General features: G+C 64.6%; 19 protein-coding genes. 4 read left to right on the top strand and 15 right to left on the bottom strand.

What is annotated here, in order from left to right; all coding sequences use genetic code 11:
* Nucleotides 1–123 precede the first annotated feature (123 nt).
* The 3 genes from OKW40_RS01190 to OKW40_RS01180 all read left to right on the top strand — a co-directional run bounded on the left by OKW40_RS01190 (nt 124) and on the right by OKW40_RS01180 (nt 2146).
* A complete protein-coding gene (locus OKW40_RS01190) occupies nt 124–888 on the top strand; it encodes a DUF899 domain-containing protein (RefSeq protein ID WP_429354807.1) in 765 nt (254 codons plus the stop codon).
* Nucleotides 885–1682, top strand: coding sequence for a DUF2182 domain-containing protein (locus tag OKW40_RS01185; RefSeq protein ID WP_184059184.1), 798 nt, complete (start codon nt 885–887; stop codon nt 1680–1682). The genes OKW40_RS01190 and OKW40_RS01185 overlap by 4 nt, the downstream gene beginning before the upstream one ends.
* A 197-nt stretch (nt 1683–1879) precedes the next feature.
* Nucleotides 1880–2146 carry a DUF4148 domain-containing protein gene (locus OKW40_RS01180; protein WP_429487759.1) on the top strand — a complete coding sequence of 89 codons (267 nt, stop codon included), beginning with the start codon at nt 1880–1882 and terminating at the stop codon, nt 2144–2146.
* A gap of 150 nt (nt 2147–2296) precedes the next feature.
* Here OKW40_RS01180 and OKW40_RS01175 read toward each other — a convergent pair whose 3' ends face one another.
* The 12 genes from OKW40_RS01175 to OKW40_RS01120 all read right to left on the bottom strand — a co-directional run bounded on the left by OKW40_RS01175 (nt 2297) and on the right by OKW40_RS01120 (nt 18313).
* Nucleotides 2297–3739, bottom strand: coding sequence for an aldehyde dehydrogenase family protein (locus OKW40_RS01175; RefSeq protein ID WP_090810605.1), 1443 nt, complete (start codon nt 3737–3739; stop codon nt 2297–2299).
* A gap of 39 nt (nt 3740–3778) precedes the next feature.
* The gene (locus OKW40_RS01170) at nt 3779–4966 is read right to left on the bottom strand and encodes a fumarylacetoacetate hydrolase family protein (RefSeq protein WP_429487757.1); all 1188 of its coding nucleotides are present in this window, start codon (nt 4964–4966) and stop codon (nt 3779–3781) included.
* Between the two features lie 84 nt (nt 4967–5050).
* The gene (locus OKW40_RS01165) at nt 5051–6835 is read right to left on the bottom strand and encodes an IlvD/Edd family dehydratase (protein WP_184023534.1); all 1785 of its coding nucleotides are present in this window, start codon (nt 6833–6835) and stop codon (nt 5051–5053) included.
* Between the two features lie 32 nt (nt 6836–6867).
* A complete protein-coding gene (locus OKW40_RS01160) occupies nt 6868–8274 on the bottom strand; it encodes an MFS transporter (RefSeq protein ID WP_184059190.1) in 1407 nt (468 codons plus the stop codon).
* Nucleotides 8275–8455: 181 nt separating this feature from the next.
* Nucleotides 8456–9451, bottom strand: coding sequence for a LacI family DNA-binding transcriptional regulator (locus tag OKW40_RS01155; RefSeq protein ID WP_429487755.1), 996 nt, complete (start codon nt 9449–9451; stop codon nt 8456–8458).
* A 156-nt stretch (nt 9452–9607) separates the two neighbouring features.
* Entirely contained in the window at nt 9608–10492 is an 885-nt protein-coding gene (locus OKW40_RS01150; protein ID WP_429487753.1) for an SMP-30/gluconolactonase/LRE family protein, read from the bottom strand.
* On the bottom strand, nt 10489–11256 hold the full coding sequence (locus tag OKW40_RS01145; protein ID WP_429487751.1) for an SDR family NAD(P)-dependent oxidoreductase: 768 nt from the start codon (nt 11254–11256) through the stop codon (nt 10489–10491). The genes OKW40_RS01150 and OKW40_RS01145 overlap by 4 nt, the downstream gene beginning before the upstream one ends.
* A 65-nt stretch (nt 11257–11321) precedes the next feature.
* Nucleotides 11322–13727: a glycoside hydrolase family 3 N-terminal domain-containing protein gene (locus tag OKW40_RS01140; RefSeq protein WP_429487749.1), complete on the bottom strand. Its 2406-nt coding sequence runs from the start codon at nt 13725–13727 to the stop codon at nt 11322–11324.
* A gap of 278 nt (nt 13728–14005) precedes the next feature.
* Nucleotides 14006–15136 (bottom strand): ABC transporter ATP-binding protein, encoded by a 1131-nt coding sequence (locus OKW40_RS01135; protein ID WP_429487747.1) that lies wholly within the window; start codon nt 15134–15136, stop codon nt 14006–14008.
* A gap of 69 nt (nt 15137–15205) precedes the next feature.
* Complete coding sequence (locus OKW40_RS01130) at nt 15206–16036, bottom strand: carbohydrate ABC transporter permease (protein ID WP_187626868.1); 831 nt, start codon at nt 16034–16036, stop codon at nt 15206–15208.
* Between the two features lie 3 nt (nt 16037–16039).
* On the bottom strand, nt 16040–16957 hold the full coding sequence (locus tag OKW40_RS01125; protein ID WP_244144714.1) for a carbohydrate ABC transporter permease: 918 nt from the start codon (nt 16955–16957) through the stop codon (nt 16040–16042).
* A 60-nt stretch (nt 16958–17017) separates the two neighbouring features.
* A complete protein-coding gene (locus OKW40_RS01120; RefSeq protein WP_187613288.1) occupies nt 17018–18313 on the bottom strand; it encodes an extracellular solute-binding protein in 1296 nt (431 codons plus the stop codon).
* A 245-nt stretch (nt 18314–18558) separates the two neighbouring features.
* Here OKW40_RS01120 and OKW40_RS01115 point away from each other — a divergent pair, with 245 nt between their 5' ends.
* A complete protein-coding gene (locus OKW40_RS01115) occupies nt 18559–19635 on the top strand; it encodes a LacI family DNA-binding transcriptional regulator (RefSeq protein ID WP_429487744.1) in 1077 nt (358 codons plus the stop codon).
* On the opposite strand, the gene OKW40_RS01110 is transcribed toward OKW40_RS01115, so the two are convergent.
* The 3 genes from OKW40_RS01110 to OKW40_RS01100 all read right to left on the bottom strand — a co-directional run bounded on the left by OKW40_RS01110 (nt 19614) and on the right by OKW40_RS01100 (nt 22047).
* Entirely contained in the window at nt 19614–20003 is a 390-nt protein-coding gene (locus tag OKW40_RS01110; RefSeq protein WP_090810623.1) for a type II toxin-antitoxin system VapC family toxin, read from the bottom strand. The genes OKW40_RS01115 and OKW40_RS01110 overlap by 22 nt on opposite strands.
* Nucleotides 20003–20332 carry a type II toxin-antitoxin system Phd/YefM family antitoxin gene (locus OKW40_RS01105; protein ID WP_409259442.1) on the bottom strand — a complete coding sequence of 110 codons (330 nt, stop codon included), beginning with the start codon at nt 20330–20332 and terminating at the stop codon, nt 20003–20005. The genes OKW40_RS01110 and OKW40_RS01105 overlap by 1 nt, the downstream gene beginning before the upstream one ends.
* Nucleotides 20333–20916: 584 nt before the next feature.
* Nucleotides 20917–22047 carry an ABC transporter ATP-binding protein gene (locus OKW40_RS01100; protein ID WP_429487742.1) on the bottom strand — a complete coding sequence of 377 codons (1131 nt, stop codon included), beginning with the start codon at nt 22045–22047 and terminating at the stop codon, nt 20917–20919.

The following is a 22047-nucleotide window of genomic DNA, read 5'->3' as shown; positions in this document are numbered from 1 at the left end:
CCGCCACACTTGTCACTCCCACCCGATCGATGCCCGGCCCTAATCTAGCACGACCATCAACCGTCACCGACGCCGTCGGGCAAGGGTTCGCGCGGCGCGGCACGACTCACGGAGGTACCCACGATGACTACGCATCCGATCGGAACACGCGAACAGTGGCTCGCCGCGCGACGCGCGCTGCTCGACGCGGAAAAAGCCCACACGCGACAAGGCGACGAGCTCGCGCGGCAACGCCAGGCGCTGCCGTGGGTCAGGGTCGACAAGGCCTACCGCTTCGATACCGACCAAGGCAGCGCGTCGCTCGCCGATCTGTTCAAAGGACGTTCGCAGCTGCTCGTCTACCACTTCATGTTCGGCCCCGACTACAAGGCGGGCTGCCCGTCATGCTCGTCGATCGCGGACGGCTTCGCCGGCTTCGCTGTGCATCTCGCGCATCACGACGTGATGCTGACGGCGGTGTCGCGCGCGCCGCTCGACAAGCTGCAGACGTACAAGCAGCGCATGGGCTGGACGTTTCCATGGGCGTCGTCGGCCGGCGGCGATTTCAATTTCGACTTCAACGTCTCGTTCACCGAGACACAGCAGCGCGATGGCGATATCGAGTACAACTACGCGCGCAACAGTCACGCGATGGACGTGAGTCCCGCGCCCGAACCGGTCGCGCAGTTCGCGGCGACCTGCGGCACCGACGCGGCCACCTATTCGCGCGACCGGCCAGGCATGAGCGCGTTCGTGCTCGAAGACGGCGTCGTCTATCACACGTACTCGACTTACGCGCGCGGTGTCGATGCGCTGTGGGGCATGTACCAGTGGCTCGATCGCGCGCCGAAGGGGCGCAACGAGACGGGCATCTGGTGGCGCCGTCACGACGAGTACGAGCGGTCATGAGCCCGCTCGTGCGCGCTGTCTGCTTGAGCGGGCAGCGCGTGTTCGTCGGCGTCTGCGCACTGGTGTTCGGCGCGAGCGTCGCGGCGACATTGGCCCACGGCGCGTCGATGTCCGCGATGGGCGCGTTGCCGATGCCCGGCGGCTGGTCGATGTCGACGCTGTGGATGCCGACCTGCGGGCGCACGTGGGCCCGCGCCGCGGCATCGTTCATCGGCATGTGGATCGTGATGATGGCGGCGATGATGCTGCCGTCGTTGATGCCGACGCTGCTGCGCTATCGCGACGCGATCGGCTCGCGCGCAAGTGCGCAGCGACTGGCCCTGCTGACGATGCTCGTGAGTGGCGCGTATGCGGTCGTATGGACGGTGCTCGGCGTGGCCGTGTTCGCACTGGGCGCGTCGCTCGCGGCGCTCGAGTTGCGGTGGCCAGCGCTCGCGCGTTCGATGCCGCTGGCGGTCAGCGTGGTCGTATTGCTCGCGGGCGCGTTGCAGTTCAGCACATGGAAAGCCCGCCGCCTCGCCTGCAGCCGCACGACACCCAGCCTTCCCGCCGATGCGCCGAGCGCGTGGAGGTACGGTCTGCGCATCGGCATCGATTGCGCCGGTTGCTGCGGGGGTCTCACGGCAATTCTGCTGGTCGTCGGCATGACGGATTTGCGCTTGATGGCCGCCGTGACGGCCGCCATTACGGCCGAGCGACTTGCGCCGGACGGCGCACTCGTCGCCCGGGCGAGCGGCGCCATAGCCGTCGCCGGCGCGGGCTTGCTGCTCATCCAGGCCCTATCAGCCGGCTGACCCATGCGCGCCAGCTGTCGCGGATCGCTTCGCAAATCGACGCTCGACGGCCTTGCCGTCTCATTATTGTTTTGGTTTCGGAAACAGTGAGTTCAGAAATTAGGTATTTACCCTACTTTCCACTCCCCCTAGACTGTCGTCACTGCTGCAAACAAATGGTTCGCAGCCTAACAAGACAAAATCTGGAGGTAGTAAAAATGAAATCGCTCGTTGAAGCTGTCGTTATCGCCGCTACCCTCGCTGCTCCGGTTGCCGTTTTCGCTCAATCGAACCAGCCGCTGACCCGCGCGCAAGTCCGTGAAGAGCTGGCTCAGATCGAAAAAGCCGGCTACAACCCGGCACGTTCGAACCCGAACGAATATCCGTCGAACATTCAGGCTGCCGAAGCCCGCGTCGCGGCGCAAAACGCCGCGGTCGGCGGCGTGACCAGCGGTTCGTCGCAGCAAGGTCACGCAGCGCAGTAAGGCGTTGCAGGTTGGAAAGTTGCTGTTGATGTAGCTGTACCTGCCGGAGCGCTCGGCTTAGCGCTCTCGCAGCTTCCCCTACTGGCCCGCCATCGCGATTGAATGCGATGCCGGGCCAGTTCCGTTTTGGGGAGCTCTGTTAGTTCTGCGTCAGACCGCGCCCGGGTTGATATACGCGGTCTTCACCGACGTATAGAACTCGCGGGCGTAGGCACCCTGCTCGCGCGGACCGTAGCTCGACCCCTTCCGCCCGCCAAACGGCACGTGATAATCGACCCCCGCCGTCGCGGTGTTGACCATCACCATGCCGGCCTGCACATGGCGGCGGAAATGACTCGCGTACTTCAGCGATGTCGTGCAGATGCCGGCCGACAACCCGAACTCGGTGCCGTTGGCAACCGCGAGCGCTTCCTGGTAGTCCTTGACCTTGATGACCGACGCCACCGGCCCGAATACCTCTTCACGGTTGATGCGCATAGCCGGGGTCGTCTCCGTGACCAGCGCCGGCGCGAGGAAATAGCCGCGCGTCGAGCCTTCGACGCGCTCGCCGCCGAACACCGTGCCGCCCTCGTCGCGCGCGATCGCCAGATAGCGCTCGTCCTGTGCCAACTGCTTGTCGTCGACGACCGGGCCGATGTGCGTGCCGTCCGCGAGCGCATCGCCGACCTTCAGCGCGCGCATGCGCGCCTTCATGCCGTCGATGAAGCGGTCATAGATCCCCGCGGTCACGATCAGCCGGCTCGATGCCGTGCAACGCTGGCCCGTCGAATAGAACGCGCCGTTGATGCACGCTTCGATCGCGACATTGAGATCGGCGTCGTCGAGCACGACCATCGGGTTCTTGCCGCCCATTTCCAGCTGGAATTTCTTGCCCGAATCGAAGCACTTCGCGCCGATCGCGCGGCCCGTCGAAACGGAACCGGTGAAGCTGATCGCATCGACATCCGGCGACGACACGAGCGCCTCGCCAACCACCGAACCGCGCCCCATCACGAGATTGATCACCCCCGCCGGCGCGCCCGCCTCGGCGATGATCTTGACCAGCTCCCACGTGCTGCCCGGCACCAGATCGGCCGGCTTGATCACGACCGTGTTGCCGTACGCAAGCGCCGGCGCGATCTTCCACGCCGGAATCGCAATCGGAAAATTCCACGGCGTAATCAGGCCGACCACGCCAACCGGCTCACGCGTCATTTCGACCGTCATGCCCGGCCGCACCGACGGCATCACTTCGCCGCCGACGCGCAGCGCTTCGCCCGCGAAGAACTTGAAGATCTGCCCGGCGCGGCCCACTTCGCCGATCGCCTCGGGCAGCGTCTTGCCCTCTTCACGCGCGAGCACCTTGCCGAGCTCCGCCTTGCGCGCGAGGATCGCGCTGCCCGCCTGGTCGAGCACGTCGAAGCGCTGCTGCGGCGTGGACAACGACCACTGCGCGAAGGCCTTGCGCGCGGCGCTGATCGCGCGATGCGTCTGCTCGGCGTCGGCTTGCGCGAATTCGCCGATCACGTCGTCGAGATTCGACGGATTGACGTTGCGCGACACGCTCGCGCCGTCGACCCACTGTCCGTCGATGTAGTTTGCGAACTGACTCATGTCCTGATCCTCCTTTCGAAAATTGCAGCGACAATCCGGTTATTCAGCAACAAGCAGGCCACGGGCCGCGAGATTGCCATACAGCGCGCGCACGCCGAACGTCCACGGCTCGATTTCGGTGGACAGGCGCACCGTGTTGGTCAGCGCGCCGAGCTGCGGCGTCGAAATCGTCACGCGATCGCCGAGGTGGTGGGTGAAGCCGCCGCCGGGCGCGTCGCGGTCCTTGATCGGCGAGAACATCGTGCCGAGGAACAGCATGAAGCCGTCCGGGTACTGGTGGTGGCGGCCGCAGGTCTGCGCGACGAGGTCGGCCGGGTCGCGGCTGATCTCGCTCATGTGGCTCACGCCGTCGAGCACGAAGTCGTCGTCGGCGCCTTCGACGCGCAGCGACACGCTCGCCGCGCGCACCGCGTCGAGCGAGAAGGTGTCGTCGAACAGCCGCACGAATGGGCCGATCGCGCACGAGCCGTTGTTGTCCTTACACTTGCCGAGCAACAGCGCCGAGCGGCCTTCGATGTCGCGCAGGTTCACGTCGTTGCCGAGCGTCGCGCCGACGATGCCGCCGCGGCTATTCACCGCGAGCACGATCTCCGGCTCCGGGTTGTTCCACACCGACGCGGCGAGCAGACCGACGTCCGCGCCGAAGCCGACTGCCGACATCGGCTGCGATTTCGAAAATACTTCGGCGTCCGGACCGATGCCGACTTCCATGTATTGCGACCACGCATCGCGACGCTCGAGCTCGGCCTTCAGCTTCATCGCCGCTTCCGATCCCGGCTTGATCTTCGACAGATCGGTGCCGATCGTCGACGCGATCGTCTCGCGCACTTCCTTCGCCTTCGCCGGATCGCCGCCGGCCTGCTCCTCGATCACGCGCTCGATCAGGCTCACCGCGAACGTGACGCCGCAGGCCTTGATCGCCTGCACGTCGCACGGCGCGAGCACCCGCACGGCCGGCGCGCTCGCGCCCGGCAGGTTCGCCTCGATCAGCTGCGCGACCGGCCCGAGCGGCACGCCCGGCGCGCGGCGCGCAAATTGCGCGGCATCGTCGCGCTCGAACAGGTCGGCGGTAGTCGGCACGACCGCGGTGATGTCGAACACCTCGCCGCCGCGCACGACGACCACGCACGGTCCTTCATGCTGCTCGGTCTTGCGCCACACGCGGCCGATCAGCAGTGCGTCGTTCAGATCGCCGGGAAGAAAGCTGGAGGGGGAAATTGCGGACATGGGATGAGCTCTTTCGGATAAGTGGGAAAACGGGCAAGGCCGGGCGTCGCGTTGCGTGCGAAGCCCGGCCTTGTCACCCGCGGGTCAATGCGAATGCCGTGGGTTGCCGCGCTCGGCAATCACCTTCAGATACAGCGTCGCCGGTTCGAGGCAGCCGCCGGTCGAAAGCTGGCCGACCGTCTTGCGATACAGCTCCTGCCACGGCGTTTGCGCGGGCGGAATCTCGAAGTGCACGGTTTCGCGACGTCGCGCGAGTTCTGCTTCGTCGACCAGCACTTTGACGCTACGCGAGTTCAGATCGACGCGGATGCGGTCGTTCGTGCGCAACAGCGCAAGGCCGCCGCCCACCGCCGCTTCCGGCGACATGTTCAGAATCGACGGGCTCGCCGACGTGCCGCTCTGACGGCCGTCGCCGAGCGTCGGCAGCGACGTGATGCCCTGGCGCACGAGCGCCGCCGGCGGCGCCATGTTGACGACCTCGGCGCTGCCCGGATAGCCGACCGTACCCGTGCCGCGAATCACGAGGATGCAATGCTCGTCGATTTCAAGCGACGGGTCGTTGATGCGCGCGTGATAATCCTCGGGGCCGTCGAACACGATGGCGCGCGCTTCGAAGCTGTTTTCTGCGCCTGGCTCGCTCAGGTAGGTCTTGCGGAACGCATCGCCGACCACCGACATCTTCATGATCGCGCTGTCGAAGAAGTTGCCGGACAGCACCATGAAGCCCGCGCCGTGCTTCAGCGGATCGTCGGTCGTCTTGATGACCTCGCGATCCGGCGCGGGTGCGGCGGCCGCGATTTCGCCCATCGTGCGGCCCGACACGGTCAGGCAATCCTCGTGCACGAGGCCGCCTTTCGCGAGCTCGCGCATCACGGCCGGTACGCCACCCGCGCGATGGAAGCTCTCGCCGAGATATTCGCCGGCGGGCATGCAGTTGACGATAAGCGGCACCTGCTCGCCGACGCGCTGCCAGTCTTCGAGACTCAGCTCGACGCCCATGTGCCGCGCAATCGCGATCAGATGCGGCGGGCAGTTGGTCGACGCGCCGAGCGCCGATGCGACGACGATCGCGTTTTCGAACGCTTCTTTCGTCATGATCTTCGACGGCCGCAGGTCCTCGCGCACGAGGTCGACGATGCGCTTGCCAGTCGCGTAGGCCATCTGGCCGCGCTCGCGGTAAGCGGCCGGAATGCTCGCGCAGCCGGGCAGCGACATGCCGAGCGCTTCGGCGAGGCTGTTCATCGACAGCGCGGTGCCCATCGTGTTGCAGTGACCGATCGACGGCGACGACGCGGTAGTCAGCTCCATGAAGCCTTCGTAGTCGATCTCGCCGGCCGCCAGCAGATTGCGTGCATGCCAGATCACGGTGCCCGACCCGACGCGCTTGCCGTCGTGCCAGCCGTCGAGCATGGGGCCGCCGGACAGCACGATCGCCGGCATATCGACGGTGGCCGCCGCCATCAGGCACGCGGGCGTGGTCTTGTCGCAGCCGGTGGTCAGCACGACGCCGTCGAGCGGGAAGCCGTGCAGGATTTCGACGAGGCCCAGATACGCGAGATTGCGATCGAGCGCTGCGGTCGGCCGGCGGCTCTGCTCGGCGAGCGGATGCACCGGAAACTCCATTGGAATGCCGCCCGCGTCGCGAATACCGGCCTTCGTGCGCGCCGCGAGCTCGATGTGATGCCGGTTGCACGGCGCGAGATCGCTGCCGGTCTGCGCGATGCCGATGATCGGCCGGCCCGACTGCAGCTCTTCGCGCGTCAGACCGTAGTTCATGAAACGCTCGACGTACAGCGCCGTCATATCCGCGTGCGAGGGATCGTCGAACCATTCCTGGCTGCGCAGCCGGCGCGGGGTGGATGCTGACATGATGCTTGTCTCTCTGTCTGGGTGAGGGTTTCTTATGCGTGCTCTGCGTGTTTCTGTGCCCGCGCTGTCTCGCGGCCGGGGCCGCTGCCTTCATTCGAGGCGGCCCGCGTCAGCATCGTGCGCGGCACGAGCAGGATCAGCACGCAACTGACCAGCAGACACGCACCGAGTGCGTAAGTGCCGTTGTTGATGTCGCCGGTCAAATCTTTCGCCACGGCGGTGATCATCGAACCGGTAAAGCCGGACAGATTGCCGATCGCGTTGATCATCGCGATGCCGGCCGCCGCGGCGGCGCCCGACAGCAGCTGTCCCGGGAACGTCCAGTAAATCGGCATCAGCGCAAGGATGCCGGCGGTGGCGATCGTCAGAAACGTGATCGCCCACACCACATGATGCGCCAAAGCCGCGCTCATGATCAGACCGATTCCGCCGATCAGCGCCGGAATCGCCGCATGCAGGCGCCGCTCGCCGGTTTTCTTCGAATGCGCGGCGTTCGCGAGCGTCGCAATGATGGCCACGCCGTACGGAATCGCGGTCAACAGGCCGATATGCAGCGGATCCTGCACGCCGGTCGCCTTGATGATCGACGGCAGCCAGAACGCGAGGCCGTAGAAGCCGGTATTGAACGTGAGCAAAATCGCGACCAGCAGCCAGACGCGCGGATCGCGCACCGCCGAGCCGAAGCGCGCTGTCTTGTGCGCGCTTTCGCGCTGCAGATTCGCCGCGAGCAGGCTCTTCTCCTGCGGCGTGAGCCAGCGCGCGCGGTCAATGCCGTCGTCGAGCGAGAAGTACACCACGAACGCGGTCAGCAGCGACGGCACGCCTTCGATCAGCAGCATCCATTGCCAGCCCTGATAGCCGAGCAGGCCGGCCGTATGGTCCATCAGCCAGCCCGACACGATGCCGCCGAGCATCAGGCTGACCGGCATTGCGATCAGAAAGCCTGACATCACGCGACTTTGGCGCTGCGACGGAAACCAGAAGTTCAGGTACAGAATCACGCCGGGGAAGAAGCCGGCCTCGCAGAGCCCGAGCAGAAAGCGCAGGATGTAGAACATCGTCGCGGTTTCGACGTGCGCGACGCGCGCGAGCGGCGCGACGAACGCGAGCGCCATCGACACGAGTCCCCACGTGAACATGATCCGCGCGATCCAGAAGCGCGCGCCGTAGCGATGCAGGAACACGTTGCTGGGCACTTCGAAGATGAAATAGCCCCAGAAGAACACGCTCGCGCCGATCGCGTACATCGTGTCGGACAGGCCGAGATCGTCGAGCATCTGCAGCTTCGCGAAGCCGACGTTCACGCGATCCAGATACGCAACCACATAGCACAGCAACAGTACCGGCAGCAGCCGGCGCACGACCTTGCGATAGGTCCTTTCCTCGAACTCGTCGACGCGCGCGGCGGGCGCGACGATGGCGGGCGGTACGGCGGTCATTCGTATCTCCATCAGCGTATTTTTGGTCGGAAATGCCGTTGCCTCGCGGTTCGTGCGATTTGGCACCGCCAGTTAAGTTACCGGTAACATTTCTAGCTGTGGATGTTACGCCCGGCTTACCAGCCGGACAACCGAGGGATATCCCTGATCTGTTTAATTAAGGGGAGTGCTAGTGCGCCATCTACGCGCTATCGCGTGCAATCACCGTGAAATCGATCTTCACCGCTTTCCTGCGCTGCACCTCACCCGCTTCGCGATCGGCGAGCCCCGCGAGCAGCGTTTCGCCAGCGCGCAGGCCGATGCCGTACGCGTCGACCGACACCGTCGTGATGCTCGGCTGACAGCACCACGACACCTCGAAGTTGCCGAACCCGGCGACCGCGATGTCGCCCGGCACCGACAGCCCGCGCCGGTGACACTCCATGATCGCGCCGAACGCCGACATGTCGCTCACGCACATCACGGCCTCGGTATCGGGCCACGTGTCGAGCAATGCGCCGATCGCCGGTGCGCCGTGGCTCATCGTGATCGGCGAATCGCCGAGCCGGATCACGCGCGGCTCGCCGAGACCGAGCGCCTTGATTTCGGCGACGTAGCCGCGCATCCGGTCGTGCCCGCGCCGGTCGCGCTCGCTGGCACCCGCGATGAAGCCGATCCGCCGATAACCGCGCTCGTGCAGATGCCGGACCATCGCGCGCGCTGCCGCCGAGTTCGAAAAGCCGACGACCGTATCGATTGGATCGCTGGGCAGATCCCACATTTCGACGACCGGAATGTCGGCGCGCTGCAACAGCATGCGCGTCGCCTCGGTGTGCCGGCCGCCCGTCAACGCGACGCAGCGCGGCTGGTGACGCAGCATCGAGCGCACCAGCAGTTCTTCCTGTTCCAGACGGTAGTCCGTGTCGCCGAGCAGCAGTTGCAGACCGTGCGGGCCCAGCGCGGCATTCAGTCCGCGCACGGTGTCGGAGAAGTTCGAACTGGACAGCGACGGCACCAGCACCGCGACGAACGCCGAGCGTCCCGACGACAGCGCGCCTGCCGCCGCATCGGCGACGTAGCCGAGTTCGTCGATGACCTTCTGCACGCGTTCGCGAGTCGCCTGCGACACGTTGCGGCCGGCGAGCACGCGCGACACGGTCATCTTCGAGACGCCCGCGCGTTCGGCAACATCGGACATGCGGGGCGGGACTGGCGGCCTGGACGTCATGATAGGTATCGGGGCGAATGCGCGAAAGTCATGGAACGCACATGATAGCGGGCCGCTCCTTGCGGAGCGACCAGGCAACGTCAGGGTTGCGTTTTGCGGCCTGTCCTGTCGCTGTGTTTTTGTCGTCTAGCGCTCGAAGCCCACCGTGCAGCGCGCCTGAGCCTGCCCCGCCGCCGGCGCGCGGAACGAGAACAGCCCGCCCGCCTGCGGTTGATGCTGGCGCTCGACCGCCGTCAGTCCCTTCCATGCGGTGGACACATAGACGGTTTGCAGATCGTCGCCGCCGAACGCGAGCTTCGTCACGTTCGCGCACGGCAACGGCACCTGATCGACCAGCTCGCCCGCCGGCGAGTAACGCTCGATCCGCCAGCCGCCGAACAGCGCGATCCACACGAAGCCGTCGGCATCGACGGCCATGCCGTCGGGATGGCCGTCGCCGGAGATCGCGGCGAAGATGCGCTTGCCCGACAGCGTGCCGTCCGCGGCGACGTCGAAGGCATAAACCACGCGCCGCATCGTGTCGTTGTGATACAGCGTGCGGCCGTCCGGGCTCATCGCCGGGCCGTTCGTGATCACGTAGTCGTCGTCCTGCGCGATTGCCGCGCCTTGCTCGTTCACGCGATACAGCGTGCCGCTCGGCGCCTCTTCCGCATCGTCCATCGAGCCGAACCACAGGCGTCCCCGTGCATCGACGAAACCATCGTTGAGGCGGTTGCCCGGCAGATGCGGTTCGACCTCGGCGAGCTTGCTGAACTCGCCGCTTGCCGGATCGAAGCGATGCAAGCCGGATGGCAGCCCGCATACGAACGTGCCGTCCGCGAGCGGCGCCAGAAAACCGGGCTGATCGGGCGCCTGCCACGTCCGCTGCTCGTCGGTCGCGACGGACAGCCGATGAATCCGGCGCCCCTTGATATCGACGAAATACACCGCGTTTTCGGCGGCCTGCCATAGCGGCCCTTCGGCCAGCTCGGCGCCGAGCGCCCATACGCACACTGCGACCGGCATGCTCATTCTCCGTACCACCCTGCGTCGACGAAGTAATCGCGGCCGGAGCAGCGTGATGCGTCGTCGGACGCGAGGAACAGCGCCATACGCGCGACGTGCTCGGGCTCGATGCGCAGTTGCAGACACTGACTCGCGACGACCTTCGCTTCGCTCTCAGCCGATTGCCACAGCTGCATCTGCCGCGGCGTCTTCACCGCCCCGGGGATGATGCAATTCACGCGGATGCCCGCGCTGCCGAGATCACGCGCGAGACCACGCGTGAGCCCTTCGATGCCGGCCTTGGCGGTCATATAGATCGCGAGGTTCGGCAGCGCGACATGCCACGACACCGAGCCCAGATTCAGGATCACGCCGCGCCCCGCGCGACGCATACCGTTTGCGGCGGCCTGCGCGCAGAAGAACTGGTGGCGCAGATTCACCGCGATACGGTCGTCCCAGTAGCTCGCGGTGAGTTCGCCGATTTCGTGCCGGTCGTCGTTGCCGGCGTTGTTGACGAGCACGTCGATCGGGCCCACCGCATCGACGATGTCGGCGAACGTGTTTTCGATCGCGTCGACATTTTTCAGGTCGCAGCGGCGAAACAGCGGCGGATGCTTCGCGTGGCGAAGCGTTTCCTGCAGCGCGAGCGAATCGTGCTCGGCGACGTCGAGGAAGAACACGCGCGCGCCTTGCTGCGCGAAGGCCTCGACGATCGCGGCGCCGATCCCGGCGCCGCCGCCGGTCACGACGATGGTTTTGTCCGACAGACTTGGATAGGTTGCGTACGACATCAGATTTTCCACTTGTTACGAGTAGGACCACATACAGGACGGCGCTCGCCGCCCTGACCCGCCGCTTAGGCCACGATCTCGACCTCGCTCAGCATGCGCCAGTTGCGTTCGAGCGTTCTCGTCGCGGAACCCGCGACGGCGACCCTGCCGCTCAGATGAATGTCGCGGCTCGAGCTGCCGACCAGCAGATCGAAGTCACCGGGCTCGACGATACGCTCGCCGCACGCGTCGGTGAAGTTCAGCATGTCCACCGGCAGTTTCACGCGCACACGCGCCGACGCACCGGCCGCGAGCGGCACGCGCGCAAACGCCTTCAGCTCGCGGACCGGCCGCGCGACCGACGCGTGCCGGTCGCGCACGTAGATCTGCACGATATCGGTGCCGTCGCGCGCGCCGATGTTGTCGACCGTGAAGCTCAACTCGATCGTACCGCTTTCGATCGGCACTTCGCTGTGCGCGAGCGCGAGATCGCCGTAACGGAACTGCGTATAGCCGAGACCGAAACCGAACGGATAGCGGCAGCCGAAATGGTATGCAATCGGCGTTCCCGCGCTCTTCAGACGATGGTTATACACGTACGGCACGGCGCCCGCGCTCTTCGGCACCGACAGCGGCAGACGGCCGCTGAAATTGGCGCGGCCCACCAGCAGATCGGCCAGCGCCTCGGCGCCGCGCTCGCCCGGCGCGAACGCCATGATCTGCGCGGCGATGCGCTCTTCGAGGCCGCCGAGATTGTACGGACGGCCGCCCGTCATCACGACGACCGTCGGCGTGCCGCTATCGACCACCGCCTGCAGCAACGCCTGCTGCACACCCGGCAGGTCGAGGCTGTCGGTATCGGACCCTTCGCCGACCGTGCCGGACTGGAACAGGCCCGCCAGATCGCCGACGAACACCAGCGCGACGCCCGCTTGCCGCGCGGCCTCGACCGCGGCCGCGATGCCGTCGGTGTCCTTGCTGATCAGCTCGTCGCAATGCGCGTCGCCGGTCAGATCGAGCGACACGTCGCCCGGAAACACCGGCGCACCCGCGCGGCGCTCCTTGATGATGTCGCAACCCTGCGCGTGAATTACGCGCTCGTCGCCGAGCAACGCACGCAGCGAACGCAGCGGCGTCGCGATCGAAGCAGTGGACTGCTCGCCGCTGTTGATCAGGTGCACCGGGAAGCTGTAGCCGGCGAGCAGCGCGAGCGGATCGTCGGCGGTCGGGCCGATCACCGCGATCTTGTCCGGGCCGTGCGCGTCGAGCGGCAGCACGTCGCCTTGATTGCGCAGCAGCACCGCCGATTCGAGCGCAACCTGATATGCGGTATCGCCCGCGGTCGCGCTTTTCACGTCGACGCGTTCGGGATCGACGTACGGATTCTCGAACAGGCCGAGCTGGAATTTCACGCGCAGCACGCGCGAGACGGCGGTGTCGATCGTCGCTTCGCTGATCTCGTTGCGCTCGAGCGCTTCCTTCAGATGCACCGCGCACTCGTGACCCGGCAGCTCGACGTCGAGGCCGGAGTTGAACGCGAGGGCCGCGGCCGACGCGCTGTCGCGCGCCACCGCATGATGGCTGAACAGCAGGTCGACGCCCGCGTAATCGGCGACGACGAGACCGTCGAAGCCCCATTTCTCTCGCAGCGTGTCGTGCAGCAGCGCGCGATCGCCATGACAGGGTACGCCGTCGACGTCGTGATAGGCGGGCATCACCGAGCCCGCGTTCGCAAGCTTCACGGCCATTTCGAAAGGCAGCATGAACACGTCGTTGAGCTCACGCGGACCGACATGCACCGGCGCATGATTGCGGCCGCCTTCGCTCGCCGAATGACCGACGAAATGCTTGAGCGTCGCGAGCAGATCGCGCTGTTCGCCCTGCAGGCCCTTCACGTAATGACACGCGAGCACGCCAACCAGATACGGGTCTTCGCCGAGCGTCTCCTCGGTGCGGCCCCACCGCGGGTCGCGCGACACGTCGAGCACCGGCGCGAGCCCCTGATGACAGCCGATCGAGCGTGCCTGCTCGCCGATGATCGTGCCCACTTCGCCGACCAGTTGCGGATTCCACGTCGCCGCATAGTTCAACGGCGACGGGAACAGCGTCGCGTCCTTGATCATGAGCCCGACGAGGCATTCCTCGTGTGACATCACCGGAATGCCGAGGCGCGTGTCTTCGACCATCTTGCGCTGCAGCTCGTTGAGCGCGCGTACGCCTTCTTTCGGATCGACCGTATGCGTGCCGAGCGGACGCGTGATCTGGCCGAGGCCATGCTGCAGGATCTCGTCGACCGTGATCTGGTTGGCGCTCTGTGCGAAATCGATGCTACGCGCCTTGTGATTGCCATCGGCCGACAGCTTCAGCCACGCGGCGTGAAGCTGCGCGATCTTTTCGTCGAGTGTCATGCGCGCGAGCAGATCGGCCACGCGCTCTTCCACGGCTGCGGCTGGATTGCGGTAGAGCGGGACCTCACTTTGGCGAAGCAACATCGAAAACTCCTTTTTTTATCGTGGTGTACGAAGCGCATGAAGCGCCGACAAATCCGTTGTTTCTGACAAGCGTGCGGCATGGCGTTGCTTCAGCCCGGATGCCATCCCTTCTATTTCAGATACCTTTCCAGACTTCGCAGTCCTGCTAATCGATCGAACGCAGCCGCGACTCGAATTCGCCGTGTTTGATCGACTACGGGTCGTTCGTTGCTCCTAGCGACGCGATGCAATGGGACCGCGCTTGCTCGCGTCGTGCAAGCAGCGCGATCGCAAGCGGATCACTGCAGACGCGGCAGCGCGAAATCCTTGTCGTCGAACACGTGGCACGTGCGCGGTGCGAACGCCAGTTCGACGCGTTCGTCGTGCGTCACGCCACCGTCGCCGGGCAGCTTGGCGATCATCGTGTTGCCGTCGCGCACGCCACCGTCCGCATGCACGTAGCTGTGCTCGCCCATCCGTTCGACCAGGCGCACGGCGCAGCGGATTGTCTGCACGCCGGCCTGCGCCGACGGCAGGGCAAGATGCTCCGGCCGGATGCCGAGCGTGACCTGCGAACCGACGCGTTGCCTGCGGCCGTCGACCTCGGCGCGCACGCGCTCGCCCGTGGTCAGCTCGACCTGAATGCCCTTGTCGTCGACCGCGAGCACCGTGGCCGGCATGAAGTTCATCTTCGGCGAACCGATGAAGCCAGCGACGAAGCGGCTCTTCGGCCGGTGGTACAGATCGAGCGGCGCGCCGATCTGCGCAATGCTGCCGTGCTTTTCCATCTCCGCGCCGGCGTGCAGCAGCACGATCTTGTCGGCGAGCGCCATCGCTTCGATCTGGTCGTGCGTGACGTACACCGCGCTCGCGCGGTTGAACTCGCGATGCAAACGGGCGATTTCGGTGCGCGTCTGCACGCGCAGCGCGGCGTCGAGATTCGACAGCGGCTCGTCGAACAGGAACACGCCCGGCTCGCGCACGATGGCGCGCCCGATCGCCACGCGCTGGCGCTGGCCGCCGGACAGCGCAGCGGGGCGGCGTTCCAGGTAGCTGTCGAGTTGCAGCGCGGCAGCGGCGCTGCGCACCTTCTTGTCGATGGTGGCCTTATCGACCTTCGCCTGACGCAGGCCGAATGCCATGTTCTCGTACACGCTCATATGCGGATAGAGCGCGTAGTTCTGGAACACCATCGCGACCTGGCGCTTCGCGGGTTCGACGTTGTTCATCAGTTGACCGTCGATGCGCAGTTCGCCGTCGGTGATCGATTCGAGACCGGCGATCATGCGCAGCAGCGTGGACTTGCCGCAGCCCGACGGCCCGAGGAACACGCAGAATTCGTCCCTGCCGACTTCGAGGTTGGCGTCGCGGATCACCGAGTTACCGCTCGTATAGGACTTCTGTACGTTAGTGAGAGAGATGCTTGCCATATCGTTTATGCGAAGTTCGGTGTGCGGGCCACTTTAGCCCGCACGATTCGAGGTGGTGTGCGATGCGGATCAGCCCTTGAGCGAGCCGGCCATCATTCCCTTGATCACGCGCTCCTGACCGAACGCGTAGGCAACGATCAGCGGCAGCGACGTGAGCACGAGGACGGCCAGCATCGAGGGTATGTTCGACGCGTATTGCCCCATGAAGTCCCAAATCGCGAGCGGCAGCGTACGGTGTTCGGCCGTCGACGTGAGCATGTACGCGAAGATGAACTCGTTCCACAGACCAATGCCGTTGAAGATCGTCACGGTGGCGAGCCCCGGTGCCGAAAGCGGGAAGAAAATACGCCAGAAGATGCGGAACGGACTGCAGCCGTCGAGCTGCGCCGCTTCTTCGAGCTCGCGCGGAATCTGGCGCATGAACTCGGTCAGGATGAAGATCGACACCGGCAGACTGAGGGCCACATAAGGGCCGAGCAGCGCGAACGCGGTGTCGTAAAGGCCGAGGTTGCGCGTGAGCAGATAGATCGGCACGAGCGTCGCATGCAGCGGCACGATCATGCCGGCGACCACCAGACCGAACAGCGTCTTGTTCAGCGAGAAGCGCAAGCGCGCAAACACGTAGGCCGCCATCGCACTGATGATGACGATCAGCAGCACCGACACGCCCACCGTGAACACGCTGTTACGGAAATAAGTGAAAAACGGCCCCTGCAGCACAGCCGCGTAGTTACCCCAATACAGGTGGCTCGGCGGCGCCCACACTGACGTCGCGAAGGTCTCTTCCTGGCTCTTGAAGCTCGATGCGACCATGAAGAGAAACGGAATCGTCGTGACGGCCAGCCAGATCAGTGCCAGCAGCGGAACCCCCACGCGGGGGAAGCGTAGTTTCTTGTTCATGGTTCAGACCTCGGTTGCATAACGGCGGGTGAAGTACATCGACACCGCCGCCACCGTGATGACGATAAGGAACATCGCCGAGCCGATGGTGCTGCCGTAGCCGAGTTGGAACGAACTGAACACCGTGCGATACATGTAGGTGGCCATCACCTCGGACGAGCCTTCGGGGCCGCCACCGGTCATGACGAAGACGAGATCGAAGTAACGCAGCGACCCGAGCACGGACAGCAGCACAGCGGTGCGCACCGTGCCTTGCAGGTGCGGCAACTTGATGCGCCAGAAAATGGTCCACTCGGATGCGCCGTCGAGGAGCGCAGCCTCGTTGACCTCGGCCGGCATCGACGAGAGGCCGGCGAGAAACAGAATCATGTAGAAAGGCGCGTTCTGCCAGATGATCACGGCGATGGTCGCAGCCAGCGAAAAATGCGGATCGCCCAGCCAGTCCTTCGCGAGGCCATCAAGCCCGAATGCCTGCAGCGCGACGTTGATCGGACCGAAATTCGGATCGTAGATTTGCTTGAACAGCACACCGATCGCCACGCTCGACATCAGCAGCGGCAGGAAATAGAGCACCTTGAGCAAGCGCGAGCCACGACCGGCCTTCTCCAGCAGCACGGCGAGCGCGAGCGCGATCGGAAGCTGGACGACGATCGACGCGACAGCAAGAATCACGTTGTTCTTCAGCGATTGCCAGAACACCATGTCGTGCGCGAGCCGCGCCCAGTTCGCGAGCCCGATATAACGGGCAGTGTTGCCGAGGCCGTTCCAGTCGAGCAGCGACAGCCGCAGGCTGGAGACGAGCGGATAAAGCAGGAACACGGCCAGCAGCAGCAGCGACGGCGCAAGAAACACAACCGTGACGAGCGTTTGCGATGAAAATCTCAGCCGGCGTTCGGGTGTAGCGGAAAGTGCGATATTCACGGGCTTGTATGCCGACCGGCACCTCGCGGTGCCGGTCGGACTTTTCTTTAAGACTGGAGATCAGCCGCCCTTCTTCGAAGCGGCTTCCATTTGCTGCGCAGCAGCCTCAGGCGTCAGCGACAGACCGAACAGTGCTTGCGTCGTGTCCTTGTGCAATTCACCGAGGGCCGGCGGCAGTGCCTGGTCGTACCAGAGCTGCACGCTCGGAGCGGCGGCAAGCATTTGCTGCAGACGCTGCGTGAACGGATCGTCGATCTTGACGTGATTGACCGGCGGGAGCTTGTGGTCATCCGACGCGCGAGCCTGCATCGCCTGCTCGTCGGTCAGTGCCTGGATCAGCTTGAATGCTGCGTCCGGCGTCTTGCACTCGGTCGAGATGCTGAGGAAGCCGTCGCCGACCGTGCCGATCAGGTCGCGCGGATCACCCTTGCCACCCGGCACGCTCGGGAACGCGAAGAAGTCGAGATCCTTCGAGAACGTCGGATTTTCGTTCGCGATCGTCGAAGCTTCCCAGGCGCCCATCAGCTCCATGGCAGCCTTGCCCGTGTACAACAGGCGGCGCGAGGCGCCCGAGTCGTAATCGAGACCGTTGATGCCCGGTGCGAACGCGCCAGCCTTCACGAGTTCCTGAATGCGCTTGCCGGCTTCGACGAACGCCGGATCTTCGAAGCCCTTGCCCTTGCCTTCGATCGCGTCCTTCACGACTTGCGGACCGCCGATACGGTCGACGAGGTACATGTAGTACATCGAACCGGTCCACTTGTTCTTGTTCGCGAGCGAGAACGCTGCAACGTTGTGCGACTTCAGCACTTCAACGACGTGCATCAGTTCATCCCACGTCTTCGGCGGCGTGATGCCGTACTTCTTGAAGACTTCCTTGTTGTAGAAGATCACCGCGGCCGCCGCGTTTTCGGCGGCAACACCGTAGGTCTTGCCGTCGAACGTCGTGACATTCCACGACGCTTGCATGAAGCGGCTGCGGTACGCCGGATCCTTCTCCAGGTACGGCGTGAGGTCGGCGATCTGGCCGGATTTCACGTACTCGTGCAGCCCGCCGCCGCCCCAGTTCTCGAACACGCACGGCGGCTGGTTCGCGCCGAAAGCGACCTTCAGCTTAGTCTTGTACGCCTCGTTCAGGACGTGCGAATTCTCGACCTTGTAGCCCGGAACCGCCTTTTCGAATCGATCCGACGCGTCGCGAATGATCTTGCTCGACGACGCATTGGTCTGCTGGTCCCATACCGTGATCGTCTTGGAGTCCGCCGCTACGGCGTTCGAAACAACTGCAGACAACGAAAACAGCAGCGCCGTCGCGCCGATGATGGACCGCGCTTTAAACAAAGCCGGGTACGCCATGGGTGTGTCCCCTCTTCTGGATTTATAAGAAATCACCGAAACATTAACGTTAGCCTTAACGTTAGTGAATGTTAGGTCGATGCGTGAAGTAAGGCTATGCGGGATTTTACCTGGTCCCGGCGGGCTGCGACGCAACGGCCGGATAAGATGGACCGATTGCGGGAAAGCTGAAATATAAAGGGTTCTGCTAGAATAACGACTACATAAACGGTATCGCTAACGCGATTAGCGAGTCGACCCATCCAATGACCTCTCGCACACCTTCGACCCGCATGGCAAGACAGACCCCAACGCTTGAGCACGTTGCCAAGCTTGCCGGGGTGTCCCAGATGACCGCGTCGCGCGCTCTCAACGGCCGTCCCGGCGTGTCGCGCGAAACCCGCGACGAAGTCCTGAGAATCGCGTCGGACATCGGTTACGTCGTCAACCGCACCGCGCAGAAACTGTCGGGCGGCCGCAACGGCATCATCGGCATCATCACGCCGACACTCGACACGCAATTCTCCAGCGAACTGATTCTCGGCGCGGGCCGCGCGGCGCGTGGCGCGGGCTGCGAGATGCTGGTCTACACGGTGTTCGACGAAGATCGTCATACGCATCACGACCTGCTTGGGCTCATCCAGCAATTCTCCGACGGTATCCTCGCCATTCTTCCGCGCGAGTCGCTGTGCCTCGAGGCGCTCGCCACCGCGAAGGTACCGGTCGTCGTCGTCGATCAGCGCGGCACGCTGACGGGCTTCCCGTCGGTGTCGGTCGACAACTACGGCGGCGCCTGTCTCGCGGTCGAGCACCTCGCCGAGCTCGGTCACAAGCGCATCGCGTTTCTGGCCGGCGACGAAACGATCGAAGGCGTGCGCGACCGGCAACGCGGCTATCACGACACGCTGGCTCGCCTCGGCCTGCCACGCGAAGACTCGCTGGTCGCCGCGGGCGACCTCTCGCAAATGATGGCGTTCGACGTCACGTTCGACCTGCTGAACCTCGCCGAGCCGCCCACCGCGATCTTCACGGCCAACGACCAGAGCGCGTTCGGCGTGATCGCCGCGATCCGCGAAGCGGGACTGCGCGTGCCGGACGACATCTCGGTGATCGGCTTCGACGACATCCCGATGTCCGAGCAGTTTCACCCGGCGCTCACCACGATCCGCCAACCGTTCCAGCAAATGGCGCGCTCGGCGGTCAACACGCTGCTCGCGCAGATCGCCGGGATCGACGCCGCTTCGCAACGCATCACGCTGCCGGCGGAACTGGTGGTGCGCGATTCCACCGGCCCCGTCCGCACCAGGCAGCGCCGCGTCCGTCACCAGATCGTTTCGACGTAAGTCGACGCGCGCACTTTCGCATCCGAAGTCACGAGCGCGCCGCCATGCGTGCGCGCGGTCGCGACGATCAGGCGTTGATGCAAGGCGAGCGTGGGCGGTAGCGTGGCCGCGCGAAACGCGATCTCGGTGTCGACCGGAATCATCCGCACGCCGTCGAGCGACAGAAACGTCGACATCCAGCTGCGCGCGTCCATCGACAGTCCGAGACTGCCGACCTTCACGAACTCCGCGATTTCGAACGCACTGATTGCCGAAATCAGGATCTCGCCGCCGGCGAGCTCCCGATCGATCGCATCGTGCGCGGCCTGGCTCAGCGCTTTCTGCCTGCCGAGCCAGCACACGAGCGCAAGCGTGTCGAGCGTGATCATTACTCGTCCTGCTCGGCAGTGACAGGCTGCAACGCGTGCTTCAGGTTGAAATGCGTAATCGACGCGCGCAGCAGCTCCAGCGGATTTTCCTGCTTGCTGCGATACGGCCGGATTTCGATGGTGGGTTGCCCGCGGTCGGTGACGACCACGGTTTCGCCCAATGCCTCGACCTGACGGAACAGCTCGCAGGCCCGGGACTTGAAAATGGCTTTAGATACTCGCTTTTCCATGACGCTCTCCACCCAGCAAAAATCCAACGGTATTTTTTGTATCGGGCCGGTGCGCCCGCAGGCGAACACCCGCGATGCGTGCCCGACATTCTTTATCAACCTTGCTCTCAGTCGTTGCTTCCCAGCCTACTGCCAGGAGCTCCCTCAAGCTCCAATCCAACTCGCGGCGACAACTACCGTAACCGCGACACAGCCTGCAACGGTCGCGCCAATTCCTGCGCGCAACCGCTGCACTTTCACCTAATCAATTGGTTTTACACAGACCGCTCTGGCCATACCGGGTCGCGCCGGATAGCGGCGCGGCGCGTCTTGGCTTGCAATGTTTTGCCCCGTGTTATAGATCTTCGAATAGATGCAAACTTGCCCGAACGTTACCCTTAACGTTAGCGGATGTTAATGGCGCATGTTCGCGGCCGCCATGCGGAGTTTACCTAAGCTCCGAACCACTATCCGACCCCTCGACTGGACCCGCTAAATCAAGCCCGGCAAGGAGAAAGCTCGATGCAAGGCGTCGAAAGTACCGCGCAATATTTAATGCGAACTGGCTAACATCATCGCTGCTTGCGTCAGTCTTCGTCGTTCGATGCAGGGGGTCCTGATGAAGGCTCCGCATCGAAATGCAGGATCCACGCATGCAACGATTCGCGCGGCTTTACCGTTGCTCACTCGTCGACATCGGCCTGTCAAACCACCGCGCCGACGTCCTCGCCGACTTCGGGTCGCGCGAGACTCACCGCGGCGCCGTTCGCATCGAACAGCGTGACCGACGACGACGCCACCTTGATCCCGACACGCGCGCCGACCGCGTGCTGCGCGTCCTTCTTGTCGAGCTTCAGCGCAATCGCGTGCGCCATGCCATCGAGTCGAGCATGCAGGATCGAGACGTCGCCGAGATGCTCGACCAGTTCGACACGCGCGGCGAGACCTTCGTCGAGCGAGCCGATGCCCAGATGCTCGGCGCGCACCCCGAGCGTCAATTCGCCACTGACCGGCTGCGCCAGTCGGCCGGACAGCACGATGCGCTGGCTCGCGCCGGCGAGCGCCACGACGGTTTGCGCATCGCTTCGCGACACCAGCGTCGCGGTCAGCATGTTCATCTGCGGCGAGCCGATGAAGCCGCCGACGAAGCGGTTCGACGGCCTCTCATACAGGTCGAGCGGCGCGCCGGTCTGCTCGATGCGGCCTTTGTTGAACACGACGATCTGCTGGCCCAGCGTCATCGCCTCGACCTGATCGTGCGTAACGTAGATCATCGTCGTGCCGAGTTCGCGATGCAGCTTCGCGAGCTCGATACGCATCTGCACGCGCAGCGCCGCATCGAGATTCGACAGCGGTTCGTCGAACAGGAACACGCGCGGCTTGCGCACGATCGCCCGCCCGATCGCGACGCGCTGGCGCTGGCCGCCCGACAGCGCCTTCGGTTTGCGCTCCAGCAGATGTGTGATCTGCAGGATCTCGGCGGCACGGCCCACCGCCTCGCGCACTTCCTTTTTCGACTTGCCCGACAGCTTCAGCGAAAAGCCCATGTTTTCCGCGACCGTCATGTGCGGGTAGAGCGCGTAGCTCTGGAACACCATCGAGATGCCGCGGTCCGTGGGCTGCAGATCGTTGACGCGTACGCCGTCGATCAGAATGTCGCCGCCCGTCACCGACTCGAGCCCCGCGATCATGCGCAGCATCGTCGACTTGCCGCAGCCCGACGGTCCCACGAACACCGTGAACTGGCCGTCCGGGATGCGCAAGTCGATGCCCTGGATCACCTGCGGTCCTTCGCCATACGTCTTCGTGACGTTGCGCAATACGAGTTCGCCCAT

Origin of the sequence: Paraburkholderia sp. RAU6.4a, from assembly GCF_050435625.1 — a bacterium.
GTDB classification, from domain to species: domain Bacteria; phylum Pseudomonadota; class Gammaproteobacteria; order Burkholderiales; family Burkholderiaceae; genus Paraburkholderia; species Paraburkholderia tuberum.
The sequence above is the reverse complement of the archived record's forward strand: the minus strand, read 5'-3'. Positions and strand labels throughout refer to the sequence as shown.

Bases quoted from the DNA above. Each gene is read 5' to 3' on its own strand.
- OKW40_RS01190 (WP_429354807.1), top strand. From the start codon at position 124: ATGACTACGCATCCGATCGGAACACGCGAACAGTGGCTCGCCGCGCGA.
- OKW40_RS01185 (WP_184059184.1), top strand. From the start codon at position 885: ATGAGCCCGCTCGTGCGCGCTGTCTGCTTGAGCGGGCAGCGCGTGTTC.
- OKW40_RS01180 (WP_429487759.1), top strand. From the start codon at position 1,880: ATGAAATCGCTCGTTGAAGCTGTCGTTATCGCCGCTACCCTCGCTGCT.
- OKW40_RS01175 (WP_090810605.1), bottom strand. From the start codon at position 3,739: ATGAGTCAGTTCGCAAACTACATCGACGGACAGTGGGTCGACGGCGCG.
- OKW40_RS01170 (WP_429487757.1), bottom strand. From the start codon at position 4,966: ATGTCCGCAATTTCCCCCTCCAGCTTTCTTCCCGGCGATCTGAACGAC.
- OKW40_RS01165 (WP_184023534.1), bottom strand. From the start codon at position 6,835: ATGTCAGCATCCACCCCGCGCCGGCTGCGCAGCCAGGAATGGTTCGAC.
- OKW40_RS01160 (WP_184059190.1), bottom strand. From the start codon at position 8,274: ATGACCGCCGTACCGCCCGCCATCGTCGCGCCCGCCGCGCGCGTCGAC.
- OKW40_RS01155 (WP_429487755.1), bottom strand. From the start codon at position 9,451: ATGTCCGATGTTGCCGAACGCGCGGGCGTCTCGAAGATGACCGTGTCG.
- OKW40_RS01150 (WP_429487753.1), bottom strand. From the start codon at position 10,492: ATGAGCATGCCGGTCGCAGTGTGCGTATGGGCGCTCGGCGCCGAGCTG.
- OKW40_RS01145 (WP_429487751.1), bottom strand. From the start codon at position 11,256: ATGTCGTACGCAACCTATCCAAGTCTGTCGGACAAAACCATCGTCGTG.
- OKW40_RS01140 (WP_429487749.1), bottom strand. From the start codon at position 13,727: ATGTTGCTTCGCCAAAGTGAGGTCCCGCTCTACCGCAATCCAGCCGCA.
- OKW40_RS01135 (WP_429487747.1), bottom strand. From the start codon at position 15,136: ATGGCAAGCATCTCTCTCACTAACGTACAGAAGTCCTATACGAGCGGT.
- OKW40_RS01130 (WP_187626868.1), bottom strand. From the start codon at position 16,036: ATGAACAAGAAACTACGCTTCCCCCGCGTGGGGGTTCCGCTGCTGGCA.
- OKW40_RS01120 (WP_187613288.1), bottom strand. From the start codon at position 18,313: ATGGCGTACCCGGCTTTGTTTAAAGCGCGGTCCATCATCGGCGCGACG.
- OKW40_RS01115 (WP_429487744.1), top strand. From the start codon at position 18,559: ATGACCTCTCGCACACCTTCGACCCGCATGGCAAGACAGACCCCAACG.
- OKW40_RS01110 (WP_090810623.1), bottom strand. From the start codon at position 20,003: ATGATCACGCTCGACACGCTTGCGCTCGTGTGCTGGCTCGGCAGGCAG.
- OKW40_RS01100 (WP_429487742.1), bottom strand. From the start codon at position 22,047: ATGGGCGAACTCGTATTGCGCAACGTCACGAAGACGTATGGCGAAGGA.